Source organism: Psychroflexus tropicus DSM 15496, assembly GCF_000378765.1.
In the GTDB taxonomy this organism is placed as follows: Bacteria; Bacteroidota; Bacteroidia; order Flavobacteriales; family Flavobacteriaceae; genus Psychroflexus; species Psychroflexus tropicus.
The window spans coordinates 87,879-108,229 of record NZ_KB905347.1 but is presented as its reverse complement, the minus strand read 5'-3'; the positions used below and the strand labels follow the sequence as shown (position 1 = coordinate 108,229).

Here is a 20,351-nt window from a genome sequence, read left to right as displayed (position 1 = left end):
CGTTTTGTATTTCCATCCGCTTTTAAAAACTTTTGGTTTTTAAAGCTCCTGAAAACACAAAACCCGCAACTTTCGTTGCGGGTTCTTTTTGCGGAGAAAGAGGGATTCGAACCCCCGGAGGTGTGACCCTCAACAGTTTTCAAGACTGCCGCATTCGACCACTCTGCCATTTCTCCAAATGCGAGTGCAAATATACTAAGCTTTTTGATTTCACAAAATTATTCGTCTTTGTTTTTTGCAATTAATTTTTATTCCAATTTTGGTAAATTCGAAATTCTCTGGCCTTTGTTTTTTAGGTGCTGAAAAGGCTAATACTCCAATCTTAAGACCAAAACCTTCTATAAAATAAATCCTTGTGTTTCTTATGATCTAATCTGTAAAGGCTTCAGTAAAAAACGAACACCAGACTGGATTTTATAAGTCAGTCATTCACCTTAAGCAATGTATCGAAGAGGTAAAAGCTTTTTATATCTCAAATTCAGTGTAGATTTTTATCACGTTTTAGTGAAAATCAAGGGAATTCCCTTTATTTTAGCAAAAAACAACATATTCATGAAAAAAATATTCTTACCAGTTTTATTAGCTTTAGCCTTAGTAGGGTGTAAGACTCAAAAAAAGGATGTAACAGAAGTAGATCCTATGCGTTTTGCCAAATCAATCACCTCCTCAGAATTAAGTGATTACTTGTATACATTTAGTTCAGATGAGTTTGAAGGAAGGGATACAGGGATGGAAGGACAAAAAAAAGCTGCCCAATACCTTAAAGATTATTATAGTAGTTTGAATATTCAAGGCGGGTCTGAAGAAGATGAACCTTACTACCAGACCATCGATTCTTCGTTTTTTAATGGTAGATTCCCTTCAAGCGAAAATGTAATTTCAATCATTCAAGGAAGTGAACTGCCAGAAGAGTATTTAGTCATTACTTCTCATTATGATCACGTGGGAATGAAAGACGGTGAAATTTACAATGGCGCAGATGATGATGGATCTGGTACAGTTGCGATTATGGAAATCGCAGAAGCCTTTCAAAAGGCTGTTTCTGAAGGTTACAGACCCAAACGTTCAATTGTTTTCTTGCATGTTACTGCTGAAGAGAAAGGCCTTTTGGGGTCTAAGTACTATTCTGAAAATCCAATTTATCCTCTAGAAAACACCGTAGCTAATCTAAATATCGATATGATTGGTCGTATTGATGAGGCACATGAAGAGAATTCTAATTATGTATATCTTATTGGAAGCGATAAATTAAGTACAGACTTACATGAAATTTCTGAAGCTGCTAATTCAAAATACGTCAACTTAGACTTGGATTACACTTACAATGATGAAAATGACCCTAACCGGTTCTACTATAGAAGTGACCATTATAACTTTGCCAAGTTTGACATTCCCATTATTTTTTATTTTAATGGCGTACATGAAGATTATCACCAACCTACAGATACACCGGAAAAGATAGAATATGATCTTTTAGAGAAAAGAGCAAAACTGGTTTTCTACACGGCTTGGGAAGTCGCTAATAGAGAGGAGCGTCCATTTGTTGATAAACCTACATTATAAATCAGAAGTCGTTAATATAAAAAAAAGGCAGCTTATTAAGCTGTCTTTTTTTATATTAAATATCTGCAGAACCTTTTCCCTGCCTGATGAGCTCTGGCTCGGGTTTTGTGAGGTCGATAACGGTTGATGCTACATTATCGCCATAACCGGCATCAATGACTATATCCACTAATTTATCCCACTTTTCTAATATTAACTCAGGGTCTGTGGTATATTCTACCACATCGTCATCATCTTTGATAGAGGTGGAAATGATAGGGTTACCAAGATGCTCTACCAGCATCTGTGCAATTTTATTATCGGGTACTCGTATACCTACAGTCTTTTTCTTTTTGAAGACAGAAGGTAACCTATTATTACCAGGCAAAATAAAGGTATAAGGCCCCGGCAAATTGCGTTTCAAGATTTTAAAAGTCGCAGAATTCAGCTGAGCAACGTATTCCGAAAGATTACTCAGATCCTGACATACAAAGGAGAAATTAGCCTTTTCAAGCTTTACTCCTTTTAGTCTAGCAATTTTCTCTAAAGCCTTAGTATTATTAATATCGCAGCCCAGTCCATAAACTGTATCCGTTGGGTAAATAATTAAACCTCCGTCTTTTAAAACTTTTACAATACGTTTGATTTCTTTTTCTGAAGGATTTTCTTCATAAAGTCTAATAAGTTCTGCCATACCTCTATGATTTTGTTTCTCCTAAGTTACAAAATTATTGGCCTAAAGTGGATTTTTTTTTGATGTTGTTTACCCTTTCATTGATGTAAGAAACAATAGCTCCAAATATGGCAATACCATTCAAAATAAGAATGCTTGCCGCTAATTTACCTCCATTGGTTATCGGGAAATAATCACCATAACCCACCGTAGTTATGGTAATATAGCTCCACCATAGGGCGTCTTCTGCGGTTTTGATATTACCTACATCTTTTTCCAGATAAAGCACTAGAGTAGAACTCAAAATAAGTATAAGGGTTGAAGTAAAAACAATTAATCCATAAAGGCTTTCCCTTTTATTGGAGGTAATAAAATTATAAAGGAGCTTGAAAGACTTGATGATCCTCAGAACTCTAAAGATACGAAATACTCTAGCGTATCTGAATTGATCTACCAGAGGAATAGATGACAATAAATCTAGCCAACCATAAGTGTAAAAATAGTTCCAGCGTTTTTCTCTTTTATACAATTGATGAAAAAAATCATAAAGAAATATCATGCATAACCCAAAATCATAATAGTGAATTAATCTATTTAATTCTGAATCTGGATCAAGAAAAAAAGTAAAGCTAAGAAGTATTATACTCAGTACAGAAAGAAATGCAATTATGAGTTTAGAAACCGAAAGCATCAGGACAGAATTTTAAGCTTTGCAAATTTCAAAATTAAATTCTTCACCCCTCCATTTTCAAATTTAATTGCTGCCTTTTTATCCATTCCTACGCCTTCTACTTTTAAGACTTCTCCCTTACCAAAACGGGTGTGCTCAACCATTTGTCCTTCATCGAGTTGAATAGGTTTCGCTTTATTTTTAGAGATTGGCTCTCCTTCCGGCTTTATTTTCCGGAGTCGTTTCAATTGATTTTCTGTAGGTTTATGACTGGGTGGGGGAGTCCCGTTGGAGGGTTTTGTTTGCCTCAACTTACTTTTATCGACATCGTCAAAAATATCTTTATCTATCAACGACTGGTAACGGTAATCGTCTTTAGGAATCATATAATCTAAGTATCGATCATCGATTTCCTCTATAAACCGGCTAGGCTCTGCATCTATCAGTTTTCCCCAGCGGTAGCGGGATAAAACATAGGTTAAGTAGGCTTCTTTTTCTGCCCTGGTTAAGGCGACGTAAAACAATCGGCGCTCTTCTTCAAGTTCAGACCTGGTGTTCATGCTCATGGCCGAAGGGAAGAGATCTTCCTCCAATCCTACGATATAAATGTATGGAAATTCCAAACCTTTTGCCAAGTGAATGGTCATAAGGGCCACACGATCTTCGTCTGCAGTTTCTTTATCAAGGTCTGTTGCCAGGGCCACATCCTCCAGAAATTCAGAAAGCGATCCATCTGCATCGACAATTTCCTGTTGACCGTCCACGAAATCGCGGATACCGTTTAAGAGCTCTTCAATATTTTCTATCCGTGCTATACCCTCCGGAGTTCCATCTTTTTTAAATTCTTGTAGGAGACCTGTCTTCTTAGTAACCACTTCTGCAATTTCAAAAGCATCCGCATTTTCATTTTGGATTTGAAAACTTTTGATCATATTGACAAAATTGGTCAACTTGGTTTGTGTACCCCGATTGATTTTCAAATCGATTTTATCAATATTCTCAATGATTTCAAAAATCGTTCGCTTGTAATGATTGGCGGCCAGAGTTAATTTATCAAGCGTGGTTTGACCAATTCCCCTGGAAGGATAATTGATGACCCGCTTAAGGGCTTCCTCATCTTTAGGATTAATGATGAGCCTTAAGTAGGCGAGGACGTCTTTTATTTCTTTACGTTGATAAAAGGAGAGCCCTCCATAAATTCTGTAAGGAATATCTTTACGTCTCAAAGCATCTTCAATAGATCTACTTTGGGCATTGGTTCTGTATAGAACGGCAAAGTCACCATTTTTAGCACCTTCCTGCATTCGCTTTTCTGTCACAGAACTGGCGACAAACCGACCTTCTTCAGCATCGTTGACCAATCTGTTAACGTGAATTTTTGAACCCTCGGTGTTTTGGGTCCAGACCACCTTATCTAGTTTGGTCTTGTTTTTTTCGATAACCGAGTTTGCTGCTTCTACAATGTTTTTGGTGGAGCGGTAATTCTGTTCTAAACGGTAAGATTTAACATCGTCATAGTCTTTCTGAAAATTCAGGATGTTATTGATATTGGCCCCTCGAAACGCATAAATACTTTGAGCATCATCCCCAACGACGCAAATGTTTTGAAACCTATCACTTAGAGCTCTAACGATCAAATATTGAGAGTGGTTGGTATCCTGGTACTCATCCACAAGAATGTATTTGAATTTTTGTTGATACTTCGCTAAAACATCTGGAAAACGAGTAAGAAGCTCATTGGTTCTCAAAAGTAAATCATCAAAATCCATAGCTCCAGATTTGAAACATCTGTCGACGTATTCCTGGTAAATTTCTCCCATCCTTGGTCGTTTGGCCATCGCATCCGCTTCCTGCAACTCTGGATTTTGATGGTAGGCCTTCACCGTAATTAAACTGTTTTTAAAAGAAGAAATCCTGGATTGGATCTGCTTATACTTATAAATGTCCTTATCCAGATTTTTTTCCTTAATAATGGTCCTAATCAATTGTTGTGAATCATTAGAATCATAAATGGTAAAGTTAGACGGGTAGCCTAGCTTATCTCCTTCAAATCTTAAGATTTTAGCAAAGACAGAGTGGAAAGTTCCCATCCATAAGTTTTTAGCCTCTGGACCTACAATTTCTGTGATCCTATGCTTCATCTCTCTTGCTGCTTTATTAGTAAAGGTTAAAGCGAGAATATTAAAAGAATCCACACCTTCACTCATCAGGTAAGCTATTCTATACGTCAGCACCCGTGTTTTTCCAGATCCAGCACCAGCTATAACAATCATAGGGCCGTCTTTTTGCAAAACAGCTTCTCGTTGCGCTTCATTCAATTGATCGATGTAATTCTGCAATGGTTGAATTTTATAGGTTATAAGAAAACTTCAAAATTAGTGATTTGATAGCATTCTGTAAGGTAGACTATCAATTATAAAAGTATGAATTCTTGAGTACATTTCAAGTCATATTTTGGAGCCTCGTAGTTTTCTTTTGCTTCTCTCTACTCTTCAAAAGCTTTCATTTCTTTTATATATTTATATTTGAATCAAAATTAATCGATGACGACTTTTACAGAACTTCTCAATTATCTTGCTTATTTACTTCCCGCAGTTATAGCTGGCTTTATAGGCGTTTATTTTTTCAAGACTTATGTAGAGCATCAAAAGGAAATGCAATACCTAACCTTAAGAAAAGAAAATAGAAGTGAAGTGCTCCCACTTAGATTACAAGCCTTTGAAAGATTGGTTCTCTTTTTAGAACGCATTTCTCCTGGTCAGTTACTTAGCAGAGTAAAACCTATTGGGGATAACAAATATGACTATGAAAACCTTCTTATCGCTTCTATAGAGCAAGAGTTTGAACATAATCTTGTTCAGCAGGTTTATGTGAGTCAGAAATGCTGGGATGCCATTAAAGCTTCCAAAAATTCCACCATTTCAATGATAAGGCGAACGAATATGAGTGATAAGATCACAACTGCCCAAAAGCTTAGGGAAGAGATTCTTACAGATTTATTAGAGAAGCAAAGTCCTAGTGATACTGGAATCGCTTTTATTAAAACTGAGATTAAGCAATTGTTTTAATACCTGTTGTTGAAAAATGTTTTTTCTTGGATTGTAAAGCCTTTAGCCAACTTTTCAATATTCTCTCGATGCTTATCATCTTTCATCAAAGTGTCTAGTAACTCACGACAGAATTTTTTGAATTGCCAGACGGGATGGAAGACACCTTTCATCAGATTTTTGTAATTTTTTTGAGTAAACGTGTTGATCTGATATAAATAGCCGAAGGCATGCTGTCTTATCTGATAAGGATACCTTGGTTGGGTATGTCCGCTTAGTTTTTGAAAAGTATTCGCTTTTTGTTTAGGTTCATAATCTGGTGTAGCCAAGTTTAGGGTTAGCCATAGTAATCTTACGTTTTTATCTTGAAAACCAATGACATCCTTCACCTTATCTAAGTACAGTGATCGATCTTCTGGGAAAGACATCCAAAGATGTAACAATGACTTTTCAATGGTAGTGTAGGAATCGTCATCCAGTAAAGTTTCAAATTCTGTTTTTAGTGCTTTAGGAACCCTCGTTAAAGAAGAGGCCACTGCCTGCCTTACGAACAAATTATTCGTAGATAATGCCTTTTTATAAATGGGGAGTGCTAAGGTCATATCTTCATTACTGAGCTGATATACCGCTTCTTGCCCGAGGTATTCATTTACTGGGAAATCTAAAGCTTCGTCCAGACGCTCGCTCTTAAAATTTAGCCGTGTTTCTCTAAACGCGGCTAATTTCATATAGTCTTGAATAAATTCGTTTTTCTTTAAAAATCCTAGAGTTTGTTTGGATTGAAAGGCTTTTTGATATAGCCACCTTTCTTTAAAATTGGTTAAATTTTGACCGTAAACAGATTCAACTTCATCCATGAAGCTATCTGTGGTTACATTTTTATAGGCATGTGTAGTTAAGTAATTTTTGACGGCCTGTTGGAACACTTCCTGACCCACAATATCTCTCAAGATAATAAGTGCCCAGGCTCCCTTTTCATAATAGGTTAGCGAGGATCCACCCGTCTTAACCAGAACTTGACCTTTTCCTTTATCACTTAAAGATTTGAGTTCCTCAGCTGATTTAAAAATCTTAAAGTAGTAGTAATCTTCACCAAAGATTTCACGCTCCACTTCCAAGGCATAAAAAGTTGCAAAACCTTCATGCAACCAGTGATGACGAGATGAGGTTTCGGTAACAAGATTTCCAAACCATTGATGAGCCAATTCATGGGCTTGAACATTCACAAAACTTTTATCATTACCACCTATGCTATCAACCACAAAGCTATCAGAAAAAATATTTAAAGTTGTGTTTTCCATTCCGGCATACAGAAAATCTCTAACGGGTACTTGTTTGAAATTTTGCCAGGGGTAATCAACATTGATTTTGCTTTCGAGAAAATTGAAAATTTCTTCATGATGTTTATAGGTGAAACTCGCTTTATCAGCATGTCTGGTTTCGAGATATAACTGAAGGGGAGTACCCTTATCACTTTTGTATGTAGTTCCTCTGAAGTTTCCCATGGCAAAAGCAACTAAATAACTGCTCATTGGGTGTTTCATCTCGTACGACCAGGACTTATGATCGAGTCTGGAACGAGTTCTACTCAACTTCCCATTGGCGATAACCTCATAATTTTTAGGGGCTAGGTAGGTGATATTAAAAATCAACTTATCATTCATATCATCTAAGCTTGGTAACCAATGTGAGGTGTATTTGCCCTGGCCTTGAGTCCAGACTTGAGATGGGTACTGTTTTAAGTTAGACTCAAATCCTACAAAATAAACCGTTTGTTTTGGTTGGCATTCGTAAGAAAACTCTGCTATATAGGTTTTGCCTTTTTTGAAATTGCTGGTGATCCAAACTTTGTCCTCTTTTTCTACTATTTTATAAGGGGAATCTTTTAGAGGCTCAATACTCATATCTACTGCATCCAGATATACCGAATCTATATTTTGAAGTGCATTAAATCTCACTTGAACCGAACCCTTAACTTGACGGTTTAAAGTGTCTATTTCTACTTCTGCATTCAATTCTAAAAAATCTACCTCATCTGTTTGTTGGCTAAAACATAAGCTGGAGTATAGAAGTACAGCGCATATAATCCTAATCATAATTCAAAAATAGGGTTTATTGGGCATTTTTCGATTTAAAGATTTATGATTAAGCCTACAACTAAGACTATATTTCTATCTAAACACAGACCAGTCCAATTTTAAGGAAAATACATTAGAGTAGAGGGCTAGACTTTGATCTCCTATATCAGTGAGAGCGTAGTCAATTTGAATGCCTTTATATTTAAATCCAACTCCAAAATTGGGTTGAAAACCCACTTCAGTTCCATTGCCGCCCAGTTGTTCCAGATTTTGAAAATTACCTACACCGCCTCTCAAATACACGAGATCTATGTATCCCAATTCAAATCCGAAGGCCGGAGTTGCACTTATAGATCCTGATGAAATAATATCATTGGTTTGAGCAAAACGCATATCTAAATTGAGCGAAGTGGTCAGATCAAAATCACGCCTGATGGTAGTGGTTTTAGCAATTCCTATTTGAAGTTTGGGTAAGGTGATTTCAGAAGTTTCTGGAGTACTTTGGTTTTGACCATCAATTGCATTTTGAATCGTAGCCAATTCAGTATCGTCAAAAGTCCAGGTGTTATAAGTGGTGGTGATATCTCTTGCCATTACACCAAATAGCCAGGAGTTTTTTTGAAATTGCAGACCAGCATCGAAACCAAACCCCCAGGCATTGGCAAAATCTCCAATTACCCGCCTGATAACTTTAGCGTTGATTCCATAAGAAAAGCCTTCCAAAGGAAGATTTCTGGCATAGGATAAAGTAAAAGCGTAATCAGCGGTAGAGAATAAACTAATTCGGTTGTAGTCGATATTTCCTTGTTCATCGATCAGTTGAGTAGTATTCAAAATGTCATCTACTCCAAATCTAATGATGCTAAACCCTACCGCACTTTTACTATCTAAGGGCATGGCTCCAGCAAGGTAATTATAAGTTGCAATATTTGCAAAATAGTTGGCGTGCATAGCAGAAACCTGGTTGTCTTCAAGGTGAATTAATCCAGCGGGATTCCAATAACCAGAATTAACATCACGGCTTGTCGCCGTTACAGCATTGGCCATTCCAAAAGCTGCCGCATCTACTCCAATATTCAAAAACTCATTAGAATATTTGGCTGTTTGAGTAAATGCATAAAAAGGGAATGTGAGACAAAGTAAAAAAGCCAACCTCTTCAATGCGATGATATTTTTTGGCAAAGATGCTATAATTAATAATATTAAAACTTATTTTGCTTTTTGTTATTGTGCAAAAGAACCCGCTTTTATGTTAATACTCAAAAAACAAATCCCAAATTTTATTACGCTTTTAAACTTGTTATCTGGATGTGTAGCCGCTGTATTGGCTGTGCAGGGCGAACTTAGTTTAGCTACCTTTTTTGTAGCACTTGGGATTTTCTTTGACTTTTTTGATGGTCTGGCAGCCCGCTTACTCCGGGAGTCTAGCGACTTAGGCTTGCAATTAGATTCCTTAGCAGATATGGTTACCAGTGGTTTGGTGCCAGGGATTGTGATGTGTCAGTTGTTATCAAGGTCACAATCTTCATCTGAGAGTAGCCTAGACTTTTTTTCTAATGATCTCAATTGGATCGTTTATATTGGATTTATAATCACCCTTGGTTCTGCCTATAGACTTGCTAAGTTTAATATTGATGAGCGACAGACCGATAGTTTTATAGGCTTACCTACACCGGCTAACGCCCTTTTGATTTTAAGCTTTGGATTGATTTTGGAATACCATCCTCATTCTTTTTTAGTGTCATGGATTGAAAATACCTACGTATTAATTTTTGTATCCATTATTAGCGTTTTATTACTCAATGCTGAACTCAAGTTATTTGCATTAAAATTTAAAAATTTAAAGCTGTCTGAAAATTGGTATCGTTTTTTAATCATTTTAATCTCTATAATGACTTTGATTTGGTTGCAATTTGTTGCTATTCCTGTCATTATATTGGTGTACGTCTTACTTTCCCTTGGACTTCAGCATAAGGCATAAGTCAGCTTCTTCTTTTAGTCACAGCAAATAAAAAGATAAAAAGAGCCAGGAAATTTGATATTCTCGGTATATAGTCTCCAGCGACAACGTAAAATGTTTCTCCTTGATAGAGGGGGAGTTGATGACTTATTATTGTCTTTTCGTCATAATTCGTTTTCTTAATTACTGAGCCGTCTTTGTCTATAAATCCAGAAATTCCTGTGTTAGCGCTTCTGGATACGGCACGCCTGGTTTCTATAGCTCGTAATCTGGCGTAACTCCAATGCTGAAGATGTCCCTGGGTTTCTCCCCACCAGGCATCATTGGTTATAATAGCTAAAGCGTTAGCCCCATTTTTGACGTATCCGTTTACAAATTCTCCGTACACAGACTCATAGCATATTATTGGGGCTACGACTAAATTATTGTTCAATTGAAAGACAGTCCTTTCATCCTGAGTGGTCTTCATGGCAACAGTACCTCCTAAGTCAATCATAATGTCTCCAAGTAAAGGCTTTAAAGTAGATTGATAAGGGAAATTCTCGACTCCAACGACCAACTTTGATTTGTGGTAGAATTGAGAATCTCTTGCTTTACTTTTAAAAACAGCAGAATTAAAATCATTAAACCAAATTCCTTTTTTTAAAAAATTACTTTGGGGTGAAATCCTGTTTTGGTCTCTAATGATCTCATACATCGATATTCCAAACAAAACATTTAAATTTTCATTGGCATTTAAAAGTTGATTGGAAAATTGATTCGCTGTTGAACGCTTGTAATTATTGATATCTACCCCTTGAGCAAATACGGTTTCCGGAGCTATGAAGAGCTGTTGCTTATTTGTTATATAGGGCTTTGTAAGTTCAAAGAGACTTTTTGAAATTCCACGATCATCAGTATTGTACTTTTCTTTGTAAGGATCTATGTTGGGTTGTAAAGAAAGAGTCTCTATGCTTTGCTTAGATCCTAACTGGGGCCTAAGCAAAAGACTAATACCAATTGGGATGGAAACCAGAAATACAAACCTCAATCCTGTTCTGATCAATATTTTTGAATCTTTATGCTGAATGAAAAGCAATATTCCCTTAAACAAAACTATGTTCGAAATCAATATCCATAAGCTTCCTCCAAAAGTGCCAGTATATTCATACCACTGAATGAGATTAATGTCATTAGCGAACACATTGCCCAAATTTAACCATGGCCAGGAAAATTCCCAGCCAAGATGCAATTTTTCAAAACTTAGCCACAGAGCAATAAAAAAAGAAGAGGCAGCAGTAAAAGTTACTCGCTTGGCTACTAAATGGTAAATTAAAAAAACCAAACTCATCAATAGAGAGTTCGCCAAAATGGCAAAGACTCCACCAAAAGGTGTAGAAAAGTAAAGCCAGTATGTGGTGTAGGCATTCCAAATGAAAAAGGCCAGATAAGCATGGCCAAAAACAACCAAGCCTTCTCTTTTAACGTGCCCAGTTCTAATTTTAAATTCAGCAAAAAGAAGCGGTATAAAACCAATAAATATCAAGGGACTAAAGCCATTTGTTGGCCAACTGAATGCTAATAGTAAGCCTGATGCTACGGCTAAAAGTATATTTTTCAAACTCAATTTTTTTCAAATTTAATTTAAAAAATTAGCTCAAAAAAGGAAATAGCCACAAACAAACAGACGAAAGATATTGCTTTAAAAATTTACAAATGAATATCTTTTTATAAATTTGACCACCAATCATCCTGACCTATGAAGTCTAGTCAAGTTACTCATTTCGAAATATCCGAGCGTAAAGTTTTGCTTAGGATTTTCGATGTGGTTTTAGTTTGGCTTGTTCTCTATCTAGTTACCGAAAGTTTTGATTTTACCTATTTTCCCTTTAGTGAAAATACTTGGTTTTGGCTTATTACTTTAGGGTTCTATATTTTGCTTTTTAATACGGTGTTCGAATTATATAATCTTCAAAAAGCAGAGTCTAGAAAAGCTACACTCAAAAATGGGGTACTTTCCTGCCTTTTGGTGACCTTATTTTTTCTATTGACGCCGATTCTATCTCCACCGCTTCCAGATAATAGATTCCAAATTCTTTATTTCTTCGGAGTTTTGGTTTTAACTTTATTGACCTGGAGATTCCTTTACATCGGATTGATCACTTCTCCGAGATTTTTTAAGCGTGTACTGATTATCGGCGATGATTTTGATATCGATAAGATTGGAAACGATTTATTAAAAAACGATCCCAACTATGAAATCATGGGCTTTATAAGTTCCAAAGAACGTTCTTCCCATCTTTTTGAAGCTTATGAACTCAAAGATTTAAGGGCCGTTGTAAAAGCTTCAAAAGTTGGAGAAATTGTTGTGGCTAATTCTATGCAGGGGTTGAGTGCAGATTTGTACCAGGCACTTGTTCCGCTGTTGAAAACCGGTTTTCCCATCAAAGCATATGCTCATGTTTACGAGGAGGTGACAAACAAGGTACCCGTTCAATACATCAACAACGACTTTTATTTTTATTTCCCATTTAGCAGAAGTAATCAAAATCGACTTTACCTGCTCTATCATAGGATTATTGATGTTTTAATCAGCCTTGTAGGTTTAGTTTTTGGACTTTTAATTTTACCATTTATCGCTATAGGTAATCTTATAGGAAACAGAGGAAGTTTATTTTATAAGCAACTAAGGCTTGGTAAATCTGGAACAGAGTTTTACATCATCAAATTTAGAACGATGGTGAAAGATGCTGAAAAGAATGGAGCTCAGTTAGCTTCAAAAGGAGATAACAGAATTACCAAATTCGGAAATTTTTTGAGACGAACACGTCTGGATGAAATCCCGCAGTTCATCAACGTCATAAAAGGGGAGATGAGCTTAATAGGCCCTCGGCCAGAGCGCCCAGAGTTTGTTAAAACTTTATCAGAAAAAATTCCTTTTTATGAAGTAAGACAAATCATAAAGCCAGGATTGACGGGATGGGCTCAGGTGAATTCAAAATATGCGAATTCCGATGAAGATATGATAGAAAAACTTCAGTACGATTTATATTACATCAAACACAGAAGTGTGTTTTTAGATTTGAGGGTGTTGCTCAAAACGATTAGTACAGTGATTTTCTTTAGAGGGCAGTAAATTATTCCTCAAAAGCTAATACATCTTTAGAATTGAAACCAATCTTCAGAGTATTACCAAGCACAGGTTCATTGGTAACCACTGTGATATGCTCGCCATTATCTAATTTTAAAAGCAACTGAGAGTGGGTCCCAAGAAACGTACGTTTCAAAACTTCAGCTTCAGAAACATAATCACAATCCTCATTTACAGTGATGTTTTCATTCCTGATTGCATGACAGCAATCTTCCTTAAGAGGACATTTGAAGGCGGTTTGAAGGCCTTTATTTAATTGTATAGTATTACCAAATAAAGAAGCTACATAAATAGATTGGGGCTTTTTATACAAGGCTGAAGCTTCGTCTTTTTGAACCAGCCTTCCGTTTTGTAGAATTAAAATTTCATCTGCTACTGCTAAGGCATCCTGAGTGTCATGGGTTACAAATATGGCAGTCACTCCTGTTTTTTTGATGATATTGAACACGTCATTTCGAAGCTTGTGCCTCATCATGGCATCCAGATTACTAAAAGGTTCATCCAGAATGAGCACAGATGGGTTTGGAGCCAAGGCTCTTGCCAAAGCAACGCGTTGTTGTTGACCACCGGAAAGTTCATGAGGATATCTTTTTTCGTATCCCTCTAATCCTACAAGATTGAGAGTAGCTAACGCCACTTCTTTTTTGGACTTAGATTTTTTAATACCATAAGTCACATTTTCTAATACCGAGAGGTGGGGAAATAAAGCATATTCCTGAAACACCATCCCTACATCTCTCTTTTCTGGGGCTATATTTTTTTTAATTGAGGCAACGAGCTTATCCTCTATGTGGATTTCGCCCTCATCTAACTCTTCAAGTCCGGCGATTAGGCGTATTAGGGTGGTTTTACCACTACCACTTTCGCCAACAACAGCGCAGATATCACCTTTGTTAACATAAAAAGAAACCCCATCTAGGGCCTTCACTTTTCCCTGATCAAAAGATTTTGATAAATTCTCAATATTAAGAGTCGCTTGCATTTTTCAAAAGTAATTTATTTAAAAAAATTGCGGGAATTAATGCCGTTAATATTATGAGAAGAGAGGGTAAAGCCGCAGAACTTACCATTTCATCACTCGCATATTCAAAGGCCTTAACCGCAAGTGTATTGACATTATAGGGCTTCATAATTAAGGTAAGGGGTAATTCTTTCAGAATATCGATAAAGACCAATATAAATGCACTTAAGAGTCCAGTCCTGATCAAAGGGAACTCAATCCTAAAGAAGGTTTTAAAATTTCCTTCTCCTAAAACTTTAGAAGAATCGGATAAGCTTCTGTCAATCTTAAGACTTGAAGATTCCAGAGGTTGGTAAGCGACGGCAAGAAATCTTACGACATAGCCGTAAATCAAAGCAATGAGTGTAGCATTAAGTATTAATTTGGAGGTGATTTTATGCTCAATTAGCCACTTGTCTAAAGTTAGACTGGGAATTAAAACGCCAATAGCAATAATGACTCCTGGAATCGCGTAGCCTAAGATTCCGAGCTTAGAACTTGTTTTTAAGAGATCGATTTTATTCCATCTTGAGAAAAACAATAAGAGCAACGCGAAAATTACGGTCACACAGGAAGTTATAAATGCAATTACAAAGCTTTCCAAGGTAATGCTTATAAACTCTATATTCCAGACTCTTGAAAAGGTTTGTTTAGTCCATATGAGAAGCTGAATGACAGGAATTATAAAGCCCAGTAAAACAGGAATACTGCAAAAAATGCTAAATAAAATTTGATTCTTTTTGCGAGGTTTAATTCTGGAATTATAATTTTTTTTGCTTGATTTTGGGGAGCTAAAGCTGAGATGTCTTCGTTGCCATTTTTCCAATAAGATGAGTCCAAATACAATCATAAGCAAAATGGCAGATAAATAAATGGCTGTTTCTGGCTCCCCTAGGGAAAACCAGGATCTGAATATTCCGGTGGTGAAGGTATTCACTCCATAATAGCTTGCCGCTCCATAATCATTAAGCACTTCCATTAAAACCAGGACCAAGCCTGCGACAATGGCGGGTCTGGCTAAGGGAAAGATGAGTTTAAAAAACGACTTAAATTCACTAATCCCAAGCATTCTTGAAGCTTCAAGTAGGTTTGTAGCCTGGGCCAGAAAAAAGGTTCTGCTACTTACGTACACATAGGGAAATAAGGACATGCTCAACACAAACGAGAGTCCGTAGATATTCATGATGTCAATGCTGAAATTGTCAAATCCCAATTTCTCAGTTAAGTTTTGAAGTAATCCAGAGTAACCAAAAACTCCTGCATAGGCATAGGCCATGATATAGGCAGGAACTGATAATGGAAGAATTAATAGCCATTCTAATTGCTTTCGCATAGGAAAATCAAACCTCGAAACCAGCCATGCTGTGGAGACTCCAAATACAATGACTATGAAGGAGCAGAAAACAGCAAGTAAAATTGAGTTTTCTAAATAATCGTAAAGCAAGTAATCTACAATGTGCGTCCAGCTTTCACCAGGTCCATCAAATAATTTTAGACCGATGGTTAAGATGGGAATAGTAACAATACCAAGTATCAACAACAACAAAAGAGACCATCGATTGAGGTCTCTTTTGAATTTTAAAAATTTAATTTTTAAGTTCAATTATCTTATTTCCAGCCTACTTTATCAAAAATAATAACAGCTTCTTTATTGTTTTTTCCAAGTTCATTTAATGAGAGTTCATCCTCTTTGAAATCCCCCCAACTTTTTAGTATATCGGCTGGTTCAACATTTGGATTAACAGGGTATTCATAGTTAGAGCCTGCAAAAATATTTTGAGCCTTTTCTTCAAGGAGAAACTCAATAAATTGTATAGCATTTTCCTTATTCGACGCATGCTTTGCTACGCCAATTCCACTAACGTTGACGTGAGTTCCAGTGGTATTTTGATTAGGGAAGAATATAGAAACACTATTACCAGCATCAACTTCGTCCTTATCACTTGAGTTTAATAATTTACCGATATAATAAGTGTTGACAATCGCAAGATCTCCTTCTCCATTCGCAACTGCTTTTACCTGATCTCTATCATTGCCTTTAGGATCTCTAGCCATATTTTCAACAACGCCTTGAGCCCAGTTTTCTGCAAACTCATTCCCTTTATTAGCTATAATAGAAGCCAATAAGGATTGATTGTAAATGTTTGAAGAACTTCTTACAAGGATTTTATCATCCCAGTCCTCAGAAGTTAGGTTCTCGTAAGTCGAAAGTTGAGTAGAATCTACTCTGTCTTTGGCGTAGGCTATCACTCGAGCCCTTTTGGTTAAACTTACCCATTGCTTGTCTTCATCTCTAAGATGACTAGGTACAATAGAATCGATCATTTCAGAAGAAAAAGACTGAAGCAAATCTTTGGATTTTGCTCTGTAAAGTCTGCCTGCATCAACTGTAATAAGGACATCTGCAGGAGACTCTGCTCCTTCAAGGCTCATTTTCTGTATCAATTCATCGGCACTGGCATTCACAATATTAAGCTGAATTCCAGATTCTTCTTCAAATTCTTTGAAGAGTTCCTGGTCAGATTCATAATGCCTGTGTGTGTAAACAGTTAATTCGTTTTTCTCGTCTTTTTTCTCTTCGGTTTTACAGCTCAAGACTAAAACTGAAACTAATAGTAGATATACAATTCTTTTCATGGTTATTTTTTTTCAAATATAAAACTCTAAGCTTATTTAGACTTATTATTAATAATTTTTTTTACAAAAAAAATGGTCTCAGCTAAGGAGACCATTTTAAATAATTTCAAGCTTACTTATAGTGCAGCAACATGCTTGGTTAGTTGTGACTTTAAATTAGCAGCTTTGTTATCGTGTATGATATTCTTTTTAGCCAATTTATCGATCATTGAAATGATCTCAGGAAGACTTTTAGTAGCTTCAGCTTTATCCTCTGTTGCTTTCAGTCTTTTAATAGCATTTCTTGCTGTCTTATGCTGGTAACGATTTCTCAACCTCTTGGTTTCGTTACTTCTGATTCTCTTTAATGCTGATTTATGATTAGCCATAACTTTAAATATAAAATTTTAATAGTAGTCCGTAGGGGAATCGAACCCCTGTTACCAGGATGAAAACCTGGCGTCCTAACCCCTAGACGAACGGACCGTGTTAATAATGTGATTAAATGAACTTCAACTTGTAGTCCGTAGGGGAATCGAACCCCTGTTACCAGGATGAAAACCTGGCGTCCTAACCCCTAGACGAACGGACCATTAAATTTGCGAGTGCAAAAATAACTAATTATTTAAATTGCGCAAACCTTTTAATCGAAAAAATTAATAAGCTTTTGCAAAAAGTACACGTTGCTTGGAATCTTTCCCAGAAAAAACACATGTTCCTCCTTTTTTGCTACCATCTAAAGGAATACATCTAATCGTCGCTTTAGTCAATTCTTTAATTTTTTCTTCAGTCTCTACTGTACCATCCCAGTGAGCAGAAATAAAGCCGCCTTTTGAATTTAGAATGTCCTTAAACTCATCAAAAGTATCTACTTCTGTAATATGAGTATCTCTAAATTTTTTAGCTTTATTAAATAAGCTAGTTTGAATTTCATCAAGCAAATCTTCAATGGTGTCTTCAATACCATCTTGGTTTTCAAAAGATTTTGATAAGGTGTCTCTTCTGGCAAGTTCTACTGTTCCTTTTTCCAAATCTTTGGGACCTATAGCGACTCGAAGTGGTATTCCTTTTAATTCATATTCAGCGAATTTCCACCCTGGTTTGTGTGTCGTTCTATTGTCAAATTTGACTCTTATCCCTTTAGCGCTCAATGCTTTTTTGATTTGATTCGCTTTTTCTGAAATCTGATCCAATTGTTCTTCATTTTTAAAAATCGGAACAATAACCACCTGTATTGGAGCTAAATTAGGTGGCAAAATCAGGCCATTATCATCAGAATGTGTCATCACTAATGCGCCCATCAATCTGGTGGACACGCCCCAGCTCGTTGCCCATACGTACTCTTGTTTTCCTTGATCTGAGGTAAACTTAACATCAAAAGCTTTAGCAAAATTTTCTCCAAGAAAATGCGAAGTACCAGCTTGTAATGCTTTTCCGTCCTGCATTAAAGCTTCAATACAGTAGGTTTCAATTGCACCTGCAAACCTTTCACTTTCAGATTTTAGGCCTTGTATAACTGGAATAGCTAGATAGTTTTCAGCAAAATCAGCATAAAGGGAATTGATGAGTTCAGCTTCTTCAATAGCTTCTTTTTTGCTAGTATGAGCCGTATGTCCTTCTTGCCATAAGAATTCTGTGGTTCTCAAGAATAAGCGCGTTCTCATTTCCCATCTCACCACGTTGGCCCACTGATTGACTTTTAAGGGTAAATCTCTGTAGGATTGTATCCAACCTTTAAAGGTGTTCCAGATCACTGCCTCAGAGGTAGGTCTCACTACCAATTCTTCATCTAGTTTGGCTTCTGGGTCGACTCTTAGTTTTCCAGGTTTATCTGGATCGTTTTGAAGACGATAATGAGTCACCACCGCGCATTCCTTTGCAAAGCCTTCGGCATTTTTTTCTTCTGCTTCAAATAAAGATTTTGGTACGAAAAGAGGGAAGTAAGCATTTTCATGACCGGTTTCTTTGAACTTTTTATCAAGCTCTGCTTGCATCTTTTCCCAAATAGCAAAGCCGTATGGTTTTATAGTCATACATCCCCTTACTGCAGAATTTTCTGCTAAGTCTGCTTTTACTACTAATTCGTTATACCACTTAGAGTAATCTTCTTGTCTACTAGTTAGGCTCTTTCCCATTATTTTTGATTTGGCACAAATGTTGCACCTGTGTTAATGATAATATTAATTAGCGCAAAACTAATTAAATTTGATAATAGTAATATTAAAAACCACAAGTTATGATACAATCAATCAAAATTTCAAATTTAATAGCATTAGGAATGCTATCCGTGGTTTTCTTGACTTCGTGTTCGTCTTACAGAAACGTAAACTCTCCTGTTGATGGAATTTATGGTTCTAATTCGCCTTCGGAGACGAGAAGGTCGATTTCTACTGAAAATAGTACAAGACAAAACACAGTGAGCAGAACTAATTCTGGTTCTGACTCTTATTCTAAATACTTTTCAGATCAAGGTCAGATGATTTCTGAAGCCAGATCTTCAAACAATGAGGTTTTTACTGATATTGATAATTACTCTTCTGAAAACCAAAATTATTCTGATGAGGAAAAATATTATGAAGAACCTATATATAACGCCAATAATGCTGGTTGGGGAACCAACCCTTCTAATGTCACCGTTAATTACATTGATAATGGTTTCTGGGGAGCAGGCTTTGGCTGGGGTGGATTTGGCCCCGGATTCGGTTGGGGCGGAGGTTTCTATGGTCCTGGATGGGGCTGGGGAGGTTTCGGTCCTGGTTGGGGCTGGGGTGGCTTCAACGGCTTCTATGGCCCTGGTTGGGGCTTTGGCTGGGGCGGAGGTTTTTATGGTCCTGGTTTTGGCTGGAATGGCTTTTACGGTCCAGGTTGGGGCTGGGGAGGAGGCTTCTATGGTCCAGGTTGGGGAGGCTTTTATAGAGGAGGTCTAGCCTATAACAGATTCAATAGAGGTTATGCTTATAACACAAGATCTTCAAACCGATCTAGATTGAATAATAGATCCAACTTGTCCAGGTCCAGAAGCAACGTGTCCAGAACCTCAAATAATCGATCTAACCTCAACCGTAGTTCAAGATCTAATAGCTCGAGATATTCCAATAGAGTAAGGAATTCTAGAAATGTGGGTGTGAGATCTTCTGGAAACTATTCCAGGTCCGGAGTAAGAAACTCTAGAAATATTAACGCCAGGTCATCAAGATCAAGTTCAGGATATCGTAGTTCTTCAACCAGGTCTTCACGGAGTAGTGGAGTGAGGTCTTCAACTAGATCATCCAGAAGTTCTGGAATGAGAAGTAGCTCAAGAGGCTCCAGAAGTAGTGGTATGCGAGGTAGTTACGGTAGATCAAGAAGTAGCGGTATGCGAAGTAGTGGAGGTGGAGGCAGATCCTCTGGTGGTCGCTCATCTGGAGGCCGAAGCTCGGGTAGAAGATAATTATGTAAGATAGTCGTATCCGACTAAGATTTAAGGCCGCTAAGCTAAAAGACATTAGATCTCATATTTGATTAGCATTAAATTGAAAAATCAAACAACAAGTTCGAGGTCTATAAATTGAAAAGACTGAAAAATAAATATTTTTATTAAGTTTTCAGCTTTCTGCGAAATTTTAATTGAACACTCATATAACTAATAAAAAAAA

Annotated in this window: 16 protein-coding genes and 3 tRNA genes; 5 read left to right on the top strand and 14 right to left on the bottom strand. The window is 36.8% G+C overall.

Annotated elements, in window-relative coordinates; all coding sequences use genetic code 11:
• Window positions 1-91 precede the first annotated feature (91 nt).
• A tRNA-Ser gene (locus tag F598_RS0113720) sits at window positions 92-176 on the bottom strand.
• A gap of 376 nt (window positions 177-552) precedes the next feature.
• Here F598_RS0113720 and F598_RS0113715 point away from each other — a divergent pair.
• Entirely contained in the window at window positions 553-1,563 is a 1,011-nt protein-coding gene (locus tag F598_RS0113715; RefSeq protein ID WP_026302737.1) for a M28 family metallopeptidase, read from the top strand.
• Between the two features lie 55 nt (window positions 1,564-1,618).
• Here F598_RS0113715 and F598_RS0113710 read toward each other — a convergent pair whose 3' ends face one another.
• From F598_RS0113710 to F598_RS0113700, 3 genes are read right to left on the bottom strand one after another with little or no spacing between them, the layout of a single operon-like run.
• Window positions 1,619-2,236 carry an L-threonylcarbamoyladenylate synthase gene (locus F598_RS0113710; RefSeq protein WP_019039645.1) on the bottom strand — a complete coding sequence of 206 codons (618 nt, stop codon included), beginning with the start codon at window positions 2,234-2,236 and terminating at the stop codon, window positions 1,619-1,621.
• 34 nt (window positions 2,237-2,270) lie between these two features.
• Window positions 2,271-2,906 carry a potassium channel family protein gene (locus F598_RS0113705; RefSeq protein ID WP_019039644.1) on the bottom strand — a complete coding sequence of 212 codons (636 nt, stop codon included), beginning with the start codon at window positions 2,904-2,906 and terminating at the stop codon, window positions 2,271-2,273.
• A complete protein-coding gene (locus tag F598_RS0113700) occupies window positions 2,906-5,224 on the bottom strand; it encodes an ATP-dependent helicase (protein WP_019039643.1) in 2,319 nt (772 codons plus the stop codon). Before F598_RS0113700 ends, F598_RS0113705 begins: the two co-directional genes overlap by 1 nt.
• A gap of 204 nt (window positions 5,225-5,428) precedes the next feature.
• Here F598_RS0113700 and F598_RS0113695 point away from each other — a divergent pair, with 204 nt between their 5' ends.
• Window positions 5,429-5,953 carry a DUF7935 family protein gene (locus F598_RS0113695; RefSeq protein ID WP_019039642.1) on the top strand — a complete coding sequence of 175 codons (525 nt, stop codon included), beginning with the start codon at window positions 5,429-5,431 and terminating at the stop codon, window positions 5,951-5,953.
• Here the strand turns inward: F598_RS0113695 and F598_RS0113690 are convergent.
• Entirely contained in the window at window positions 5,950-8,028 is a 2,079-nt protein-coding gene (locus tag F598_RS0113690; RefSeq protein WP_019039641.1) for a M1 family metallopeptidase, read from the bottom strand. The two genes, F598_RS0113695 and F598_RS0113690, sit on opposite strands and share 4 nt — an antisense overlap.
• Window positions 8,029-8,103: 75 nt before the next feature.
• Complete coding sequence (locus F598_RS0113685) at window positions 8,104-9,171, bottom strand: putative type IX sorting system protein PorV2 (protein ID WP_026302736.1); 1,068 nt, start codon at window positions 9,169-9,171, stop codon at window positions 8,104-8,106.
• An 88-nt stretch (window positions 9,172-9,259) separates the two neighbouring features.
• On the opposite strand from F598_RS0113685, the gene F598_RS0113680 reads away from it, so the two are divergent.
• The gene (locus F598_RS0113680) at window positions 9,260-9,991 is read left to right on the top strand and encodes a CDP-alcohol phosphatidyltransferase family protein (RefSeq protein WP_211209327.1); all 732 of its coding nucleotides are present in this window, start codon (window positions 9,260-9,262) and stop codon (window positions 9,989-9,991) included.
• Window position 9,992: 1 nt separating this feature from the next.
• Here F598_RS0113680 and lnt read toward each other — a convergent pair whose 3' ends face one another.
• Window positions 9,993-11,570 (bottom strand): apolipoprotein N-acyltransferase, encoded by a 1,578-nt coding sequence (gene lnt / locus F598_RS0113675; protein ID WP_019039638.1) that lies wholly within the window; start codon window positions 11,568-11,570, stop codon window positions 9,993-9,995.
• Window positions 11,571-11,708: 138 nt separating this feature from the next.
• Here lnt and F598_RS0113670 point away from each other — a divergent pair, with 138 nt between their 5' ends.
• The gene (locus tag F598_RS0113670) at window positions 11,709-13,085 is read left to right on the top strand and encodes a sugar transferase (protein ID WP_019039637.1); all 1,377 of its coding nucleotides are present in this window, start codon (window positions 11,709-11,711) and stop codon (window positions 13,083-13,085) included.
• Window position 13,086: 1 nt separating this feature from the next.
• Here the strand turns inward: F598_RS0113670 and F598_RS0113665 are convergent, their stop codons facing one another.
• From F598_RS0113665 to proS, 7 genes are all read right to left on the bottom strand, one after another.
• The gene (locus F598_RS0113665) at window positions 13,087-14,082 is read right to left on the bottom strand and encodes an ABC transporter ATP-binding protein (protein ID WP_019039636.1); all 996 of its coding nucleotides are present in this window, start codon (window positions 14,080-14,082) and stop codon (window positions 13,087-13,089) included.
• The gene (locus tag F598_RS0113660; protein WP_019039635.1) at window positions 14,066-15,703 is read right to left on the bottom strand and encodes an ABC transporter permease; all 1,638 of its coding nucleotides are present in this window, start codon (window positions 15,701-15,703) and stop codon (window positions 14,066-14,068) included. Before F598_RS0113660 ends, F598_RS0113665 begins: the two co-directional genes overlap by 17 nt.
• Window positions 15,704-15,708: 5 nt before the next feature.
• Window positions 15,709-16,737, bottom strand: a complete 1,029-nt coding sequence (locus tag F598_RS0113655; protein WP_019039634.1) for a Fe(3+) ABC transporter substrate-binding protein — start codon at window positions 16,735-16,737, stop codon at window positions 15,709-15,711.
• Between the two features lie 116 nt (window positions 16,738-16,853).
• Window positions 16,854-17,105 (bottom strand): 30S ribosomal protein S20, encoded by a 252-nt coding sequence (gene rpsT, locus F598_RS0113650; protein ID WP_019039633.1) that lies wholly within the window; start codon window positions 17,103-17,105, stop codon window positions 16,854-16,856.
• Window positions 17,106-17,130: 25 nt separating this feature from the next.
• Window positions 17,131-17,202 (bottom strand) — tRNA-Glu (locus F598_RS0113645).
• 34 nt (window positions 17,203-17,236) lie between these two features.
• A tRNA-Glu gene (locus F598_RS0113640) sits at window positions 17,237-17,308 on the bottom strand.
• 64 nt (window positions 17,309-17,372) lie between these two features.
• Window positions 17,373-18,851, bottom strand: a complete 1,479-nt coding sequence (proS, locus tag F598_RS0113635; RefSeq protein ID WP_019039632.1) for a proline--tRNA ligase — start codon at window positions 18,849-18,851, stop codon at window positions 17,373-17,375.
• Window positions 18,852-18,952: 101 nt separating this feature from the next.
• Between proS and F598_RS15490 the strand changes: the two genes are divergently transcribed.
• Entirely contained in the window at window positions 18,953-20,146 is a 1,194-nt protein-coding gene (locus tag F598_RS15490) for a hypothetical protein (RefSeq protein ID WP_019039631.1), read from the top strand.
• Window positions 20,147-20,351 lie beyond the last annotated feature (205 nt).

What these genes read in the sequence shown, in the direction of transcription:
- F598_RS0113715 (WP_026302737.1), top strand. Translation starts at nt 553, where the DNA reads ATGAAAAAAATATTCTTACCAGTTTTATTAGCTTTAGCCTTAGTAGGG.
- F598_RS0113710 (WP_019039645.1), bottom strand. Translation starts at nt 2,236, where the DNA reads ATGGCAGAACTTATTAGACTTTATGAAGAAAATCCTTCAGAAAAAGAA.
- F598_RS0113705 (WP_019039644.1), bottom strand. Translation starts at nt 2,906, where the DNA reads ATGCTTTCGGTTTCTAAACTCATAATTGCATTTCTTTCTGTACTGAGT.
- F598_RS0113695 (WP_019039642.1), top strand. Translation starts at nt 5,429, where the DNA reads ATGACGACTTTTACAGAACTTCTCAATTATCTTGCTTATTTACTTCCC.
- F598_RS0113690 (WP_019039641.1), bottom strand. Translation starts at nt 8,028, where the DNA reads ATGATTAGGATTATATGCGCTGTACTTCTATACTCCAGCTTATGTTTT.
- F598_RS0113680 (WP_211209327.1), top strand. Translation starts at nt 9,260, where the DNA reads ATGTTAATACTCAAAAAACAAATCCCAAATTTTATTACGCTTTTAAAC.
- F598_RS0113670 (WP_019039637.1), top strand. Translation starts at nt 11,709, where the DNA reads ATGAAGTCTAGTCAAGTTACTCATTTCGAAATATCCGAGCGTAAAGTT.
- F598_RS0113665 (WP_019039636.1), bottom strand. Translation starts at nt 14,082, where the DNA reads ATGCAAGCGACTCTTAATATTGAGAATTTATCAAAATCTTTTGATCAG.
- F598_RS0113655 (WP_019039634.1), bottom strand. Translation starts at nt 16,737, where the DNA reads ATGAAAAGAATTGTATATCTACTATTAGTTTCAGTTTTAGTCTTGAGC.
- rpsT (WP_019039633.1), bottom strand. Translation starts at nt 17,105, where the DNA reads ATGGCTAATCATAAATCAGCATTAAAGAGAATCAGAAGTAACGAAACC.
- proS (WP_019039632.1), bottom strand. Translation starts at nt 18,851, where the DNA reads ATGGGAAAGAGCCTAACTAGTAGACAAGAAGATTACTCTAAGTGGTAT.
- F598_RS15490 (WP_019039631.1), top strand. Translation starts at nt 18,953, where the DNA reads ATGATACAATCAATCAAAATTTCAAATTTAATAGCATTAGGAATGCTA.